Raw genomic sequence first — 6,585 nt, 5'->3', positions numbered from 1 at the left:
TGTCTGCTTATGCCTGTGGTTCTCTCTGAACATCCCTTCACCTCAAGTCGAATAGCCTCAACTTGAGTCTATCGCATCCCAATATCAGCTTCAATACCAAGGCGCTACCTTTTTGCAGGAACGCCAGTTCTTTCTTATATTATCAACACGCTTTTGTCAAGACCGACGGTACATTTCCTCTCCGGGATGATCGGTAACCGGAATCATAAAGCCATGCGCGCTCTTGACATGGGCAGGGGACTGGGATATACTAACTGCAACATGCAGTAGTTGCATTATGCAGATTATGCAGCATGCAGGTATAGTAGGCATTGTATAGACTGGCGATCTGAAATTCAAGGGTAAAACGAATCCTCAAGCGTTCACAAATCTTTCAGAAGGGAGGGAGTATCATGGTGCAAAGGAGCATAACCAGTATGACGAGATTCGTCCTCAGTTGGAAGACCTGAAGAATGAGGTCAAACTGACTTTTGCTAATGACATCAAGCAGGTCGAAGCGGGTAAATCGTTCTTACTCAGCATTGTCACTCTGGGTATTTACGGATTTATCTGGTGGTACAAGATGAATAGGGTATGGGATCAGCTGCAAAAGACGGAGCAGGAATTTGATGATCATTTATCTCAAATATGGAACAAACTGGGGTTGATCAAGTATCCTCTGAGCTTCAAGATCGATCCGTCAAAAAACAGAAGCTACATTGGCTATCTTTGTCTGATAATCGTCACTTTCGGTATTTGGGGCCTGGTGTGGGATCATAAGATTCACACTGACCCGGAGAACCTCTACGGCGAGTTCCATGCTATTGAAGATTCTGTTCTGCAAGTGGCTCGGCAGACCGTCAGTTAGAATGCTTTTATAAGGATTCTAACTGCTGTGTTGCAGTTGCCAAAAACAAAAATCGCTGGGAGATGACCCGCTTCCGTGAGCATACTCAGGTATTGATTTTGACATAAAGGAAGGATACATGAATCGAAACACAATCAAGAACTTGCTCAAGATAGGATTCGCATTCCTGCTGGTTGCAGCACTGGTCGGATGTGGAGGGGGTGATGATGGAAGTTCCAGCAGTGACAATGCTGTTTTAAACGGTACATCATCCAGTGATAACATGCCCACTTCTGAAAGTAACGCCACTAGAAATCCCAGTGCAGATAACAATACATCCTCGTCCAACGATGAGACGCCTACTTCAAAATCAAATTCTTCCAGCATTCAAATGGTGGCTGCTGGTGGCGTACATACCGTAGCCCTGAAAACAGATGGCACTGTGCTTGCCGTCGGCCAGAATACACACTGGGAATGTGATGTTGAATCATGGAAGGATATCCAGCAAATCGGGGCTGGTGCTCATCATACGGTGGGTTTGAGGAAAGACGGTACTGTCGTTGCCGTGGGTGAGAATGAAGATGGCCAGTGTGATGTGGAAAGCTGGACAGATATCCAGCAAATCGCCGTTGGTGAGTATCACACGGTTGGGCTAAAAAAAGATGGAACTGTAGTCGCTACCGGAAAGAAGGAGTATGGCGCATGCGATGTTACGGCTTGGAAAGACATCCAGTATGTCGTGGCGGCGGCAGGCGATGATACTCTCGGAATCAAGACGAATGGGTCTGTGGTTGTTGCTGGAGAACATCAGCGTGGCTGGAGCGAAGCAGCGTACTGGAGAGATATTCAGCAGGTCGCTGCCTCAACCGTAGATTTAGTCGGGCTAAAGACAGATGGTACGATAGTTTCTATCGGACGACTCGGTGACGGCGTCAGTGATGCACTGGACTGGACGGGTATCCAGCAGATTGCGGTTGGATACCTGCAGACAGTTGGGCTCAAATCCGATGGCACAATAGTCGCCGCCGGAGACTGGAGTGATGGGATATACGCTGTTACGGGCATGTCAGCGGTCCAGCAGGTCTCTTTGAGCGACAGTCATATTGCGGTCTTGAAGCAAGACGGGACAGTAGTCTGCGCAGGAAATTTGGGTTTTGGCAAGTATTACACGGAAGGTTTGACCGATATTCAACAAATCTCTGTTTCTTCACATACTGCAGCAGTGAGGAAAGATGGGACCGTCGTTGCTTTGGGGTCATGTGGTGCTGGCGAATGCGACGTATCCGATTGGACCAATGTGCAGCAGGTCATCACTGACAGAAATATCACCGTTGGGTTAAGGGCAGATGGAACTGTGGTTGCTGCAGGTCGGAATGAGGAGGGCCAATGCAACGTCGGCGGATGGACCGATATTCGTCAAGTCGCCACCTACGGCAACTATATTATCGGCGTCACTGATACCGGAGTGGTTATGGTTACTGGAGAAGACTCCTCAAACTTCCGCTTTCCGGCCAGGACATGGACGGATATCCAGCGGATTGTAGTTGGACAATATCACGTAGTCGGCTTGAAGAATGATGGGACAGTGGTTGGTTTCGTGCCCGGAAGAGATGGAGGAGGTCAGTACTATTTCGATGAGTGGACGGATATTCAGGAAATTGCTGTCGGAGACCTTCACACACTGGGGCTGAGAAAGGACGGAACGGTAGTTGCGGTAGGAGACATATATTATGGTAGAGATGAACTGGGAAGCTGGACAGATATCCAAATGGTAGCCGGTGGCTCTCGCCATTCCGTTGGTTTGAAGACTGATGGAACGGTTGTTGCTTTCGGATACTCTGCAAAAAACAGACAAGGAGATCCATGCGATGTTGGTGGGTGGACGGATATCGTACAGATTGCAGCTTGGGGCCATACAGTGGGTTTGAAGACGGATGGAACTGTCGTTGCTACTGGACAGAACAACTACGGTCAGTGCGATGTGGAAGGGTGGACAGACATCCAGCAAATTTACACTGATGGAAGGCGCACCATAGGAATCCAGAAAGATGGGACTGTAGTATCCACGGGAACCTTGGATGGATTAACTGTTCTCTTCTCAAAGTAATGGGCAATCCTCTTGTTGCTACCCAGAGATATCTGACACCAGTTCAAGACAAAGAGACGAAGTAAGGAGGTCAAAACGCATGTTTTGCAGGAAATGCGGACAGCAGATTTCAGATGATGCGACGTTTTGCCCATCATGCGGATCGCAGCAAGCTTCTGGCAATTCGGTTGCCAAGTCTGATCCAGGTTTACTCAAGGCATTGGTGGTCACTGGCGGAGGAGCCATTCTGACGCTTATCGCCTTAGCCCCCGACTGGCTCTCATTACGCTGCGCCGGGGATGAATGTGATGGGGGAAGCATCGCGCTTGACGCCTTTGGCTCAGTAAAAAGTGAACTGATGCGCCTGTTCAGCGATTGGGACCCAATGTGGATCGGCTGTGGTTTGCCAACGGTGTTGATGATCCTCTGTGCGGTGGTAGGTATTGGCTCCGTCGCATACGCTTTTTTCACCGGAGTGCCCAAACGAAAATTATGGCTCTTGGCGGGATTACTATCCCTGATATGCATTATAGCTAATTTCGGCTATCTGGAAGGATATGCGCTCACCTGGGACCCTTCATCTGGATATCGCTACGATGACGATTCCTACACCATCTATGCTACTCCTCATGCCGGCTGGATACTGGCGCTGCTGGGTGCTGTAACCATGATTGTGGGAAGCCGGATGGGCCGTTCCGGAAATTGAAGTTTGCCCGCGAGCCGTTTCTTGAGACGGTTCCTGGCGAGAGATGGGATCGGGTTTCTTCAAAAGCATGCTTGCCGAATAGACTCATCTGAAAAATGGCGGAGGAGGAAACAGAGAAATGATAATGAAGAATAAGGTTCTGGCGGTGATTTTGGCTCTGGTATTAATTGGAGGAATAGTAGCCGCCGTCATTCTCTCAAATAATAATAGTGACAGCAATAGTGATTATGAGTATGATAGGCTCGATGGCAGCCAATGGGATGAAGAAGGTCAAAGAGAGTATTTCCGTGCAGGCGAAGGAGACTCCCCTGAAGAGCGACGGGCATACGAAGAAAGATATGGGGATTAGTGGAGTTCTTTAGCTGGGAAACGAGAGGCCCCTGCAGTCAAGTGTTTGTTTTACTGATACGGAGGGGGCAATGATAAACTCGAATTACTGATCTCTCGTGTGGAGGCCGAATGAATCGCTCCGAAGATTGAGATATATCGGGTTTATCTATAGTCTGGTTCATAGTTTTTGGTTGGCATGCATGACTGACAGCTCCTGCATGCCAACCAAACAAACGAGAGGTTCTTGATATGAAAATCAGGGCAGCAACAATCATTTTTCTGATCTGTGTGGTTCTTGCGGGAATATGCCTGGCAGGTTGTGACAGCGTCGATGACGCCATTGACGAGGTGAAGGATAAGATCGACGAGATAAGCGAAGATGAAACCCCATCTCCATCGGCGTCACCGGAAAGCACCGCCGCCGTCAGTTTGGCGGACAGGGTTTATGAACTGGCCTACGGGCAGCTCAATCAAACGCGAGGCGTCGGTGCTTTCGCCGATGCCGGTCTTGTCTGGGTGGATGAAAGCTACACTTACTGTGATCGATTTGTTTCAGCCGTCATGACAGTAGCATTGGGAAGACCTTTGGCTGATCGGGAAGGTTTTCTCACGGCTATTGAAGATTATGAAGCTCATAGACATCTCATCAATCAAGGTGATCCGCCAAAAGGAGCCATCGTCTACTACGACAGGAAACCCATCAACTCGAATTGCGGACATGTGGGGATTTCTGACGGAGAGAGGAATCTTATTAGCGTGGTAGATCATCGAGGTGTGTTGCGTGCATCCCTCGATGCAATGGCTGCACCCCAACTCGGATGGATCCATCCGGAGCAATACTATTCATCCGGCGCGGTGGAATTGCTCACGCTGACCCTCTATGTCCATGACGGCAGCGCCAGCGGGCCGGTTGTCTCCGGGGCGCAGGTCACCGGACAAGACGCGTCCGGTAGTTCATTCAGCCAAATCACCAATTCCAACGGTTACGTCACCATTACCGGTACACCGGGCGACTGGCAATTCAGTATCTCCCAATCTGGTTATCAGGCCAACACTTGGTCTCAGGGAATTACTGCAACCGGCACAAAGCACGCCTTTTTCCTGAACCCTGAACCTGTGAGCGGGGTTACGCTGATCCTCTACGTCCATGACGGCAGCGCCAGCGGCCCGGTCGTCTCCGGGGCACAAGTCACAGGGCAGGATGCCTCCGGCAATTCATTCAACCAAATTACCGATTCGAGTGGCTATGTCACCATTACGGGTACACCAGGCACGTGGCAGTTCAGCATCTCCCAATCTGATTATCAGACCAACACTTGGTCTCAGGGAATTACTGCAACCGGCACCAAACATGCTTATCTGTTCAGGTAGTGATTGCGGGCTCTTATTGTATGACAATGTGCAGCATCCAATAGGCGGGGATCAAGCGGGAGTGACTGTTGAGGTCATGTCTCTCTTGAAGTGAGAGACAAAAAGGCGGGGCTTAAGCTTCGTCGCCTTCCGGCGCTCGAACCAGAAGGACGGGAGTGTTCCCGGCGCGGAGGACCTTTTCGGCAACGCTTCCGAATACCCATCGATCGATTCCGGAGCGTCCGTGGGTGGACATGGCAATAATGCTGCACCCGGTTTCCGTTGCCACATCGATGATCTGGCTAGCCGGATTGCCGATCCTCACTTCGGATTTCACCTCGATGCCTTCTCTCTCCAGATAGTATCCTGCCCTGGAAAGACAAGCCCTGGCGCTTTTCTTTGACAGGTCTCTGAGTTCAATCCAGTTGATCTCCTCCAGGGACTCATCCTTTTGTACAGCCTGAAAGAGAACCACTTTTGCCTTTAGTTTCATCGCCAGTTCCCTGACGTACGGCAATGCGGCCTCTCCCACTTCAGATCCGTCCAGGGGGGCCAGTATCCTGTTCAGCAGCCCGTCCAGGCGGACCTCCGGACGCGATCCCTTGGCTCTGATGAGAGCCACCGGTCTCGTGGTTCCGTGGATTACCTTATCTACTACACTTCCCAGCGCCCACCGGCTGATGCCGGAAGCTCCGTGAGTGGCCATGATGGTCAGATCGATGGAATTCTTCTCGGTATAGTCGATGATCGTCTCAGCCGGTTTGCCATTCAGAATCACCGTCTCCACCTGCGCATTTGTCATCCCGCAGCACTGCTCGGCGTCCCGTTTCACTTCCTTGGCCAGGAGATCAAAATATTCCTGATGTCGATCTGTATCAGAGGCATCGCAGACGTGGAGCAGGGTCATTTTGGAACGGAGCTTCCCCATCAGCTCCGCAGCATAAGGAAGCGCTACCTCGGCTAAATCCGAACCATCCAGCGTGACCACGATATTTTCATACATAGGGGTTTCAGTATATACGTGCAGGGCAGGTAGCACAATCGTGCAGGCCACCAAATTCGAGGGGGGTTTGCGCGACGGAGGATCGAACCGCAGTCCCTGGACAGGCCAGACAAAGAGAGAGCACCATCTTTGTTCAATTCACCAGACAAGCCTTAGCCTAAAGTTAAACACGATCAAATGAAGCTGGCGACGAGCCTGTTGTAATGCACATTGTAGCCAGTACTATGCTTGACAATTCCTGGGTGAATCGTTTATAATTGCAGTATGGCAATCAGAGGCGGCAC

At 50.4% G+C, this 6,585-nt stretch carries 7 protein-coding genes; 5 read left to right on the top strand and 2 right to left on the bottom strand.

The features are described 5' to 3' along the window. The first annotated feature begins 436 nt into the window (after positions 1–436). A complete protein-coding gene (locus PHV74_14315) occupies positions 437–847 on the top strand; it encodes a DUF4234 domain-containing protein (GenBank protein ID MDD5095531.1) in 411 nt (136 codons plus the stop codon). Positions 848–865: 18 nt separating this feature from the next. On the opposite strand, the gene PHV74_14310 is transcribed toward PHV74_14315, so the two are convergent. Next, positions 866–1,213, bottom strand: a complete 348-nt coding sequence (locus PHV74_14310) for a hypothetical protein (GenBank protein ID MDD5095530.1) — start codon at positions 1,211–1,213, stop codon at positions 866–868. 4 nt (positions 1,214–1,217) lie between these two features. Between PHV74_14310 and PHV74_14305 the strand changes: the two genes are divergently transcribed. The 4 genes from PHV74_14305 (at position 1,218) to PHV74_14290 (ending at position 5,319) form a co-directional block, all read left to right on the top strand. After that, positions 1,218–2,933: a hypothetical protein gene (locus tag PHV74_14305; GenBank protein ID MDD5095529.1), complete on the top strand. Its 1,716-nt coding sequence runs from the start codon at positions 1,218–1,220 to the stop codon at positions 2,931–2,933. 79 nt (positions 2,934–3,012) lie between these two features. Further along, complete coding sequence (locus tag PHV74_14300) at positions 3,013–3,618, top strand: zinc-ribbon domain-containing protein (GenBank protein ID MDD5095528.1); 606 nt, start codon at positions 3,013–3,015, stop codon at positions 3,616–3,618. Between the two features lie 118 nt (positions 3,619–3,736). Beyond that, a complete protein-coding gene (locus PHV74_14295; GenBank protein MDD5095527.1) occupies positions 3,737–3,967 on the top strand; it encodes a hypothetical protein in 231 nt (76 codons plus the stop codon). A 230-nt stretch (positions 3,968–4,197) separates the two neighbouring features. Next, the gene (locus PHV74_14290) at positions 4,198–5,319 is read left to right on the top strand and encodes a hypothetical protein (protein MDD5095526.1); all 1,122 of its coding nucleotides are present in this window, start codon (positions 4,198–4,200) and stop codon (positions 5,317–5,319) included. A gap of 112 nt (positions 5,320–5,431) precedes the next feature. On the opposite strand, the gene PHV74_14285 is transcribed toward PHV74_14290, so the two are convergent. Continuing rightward, entirely contained in the window at positions 5,432–6,301 is an 870-nt protein-coding gene (locus tag PHV74_14285) for a universal stress protein (GenBank protein ID MDD5095525.1), read from the bottom strand. Positions 6,302–6,585: the final 284 nt, after the last annotated feature.

This window comes from Dehalococcoidia bacterium, assembly GCA_028711995.1.
Taxonomy (GTDB): domain Bacteria; phylum Chloroflexota; class Dehalococcoidia; order SZUA-161; family SpSt-899; genus JAQTRE01.
The sequence above is the reverse complement of the archived record's forward strand: the minus strand, read 5'-3'. Positions and strand labels throughout refer to the sequence as shown.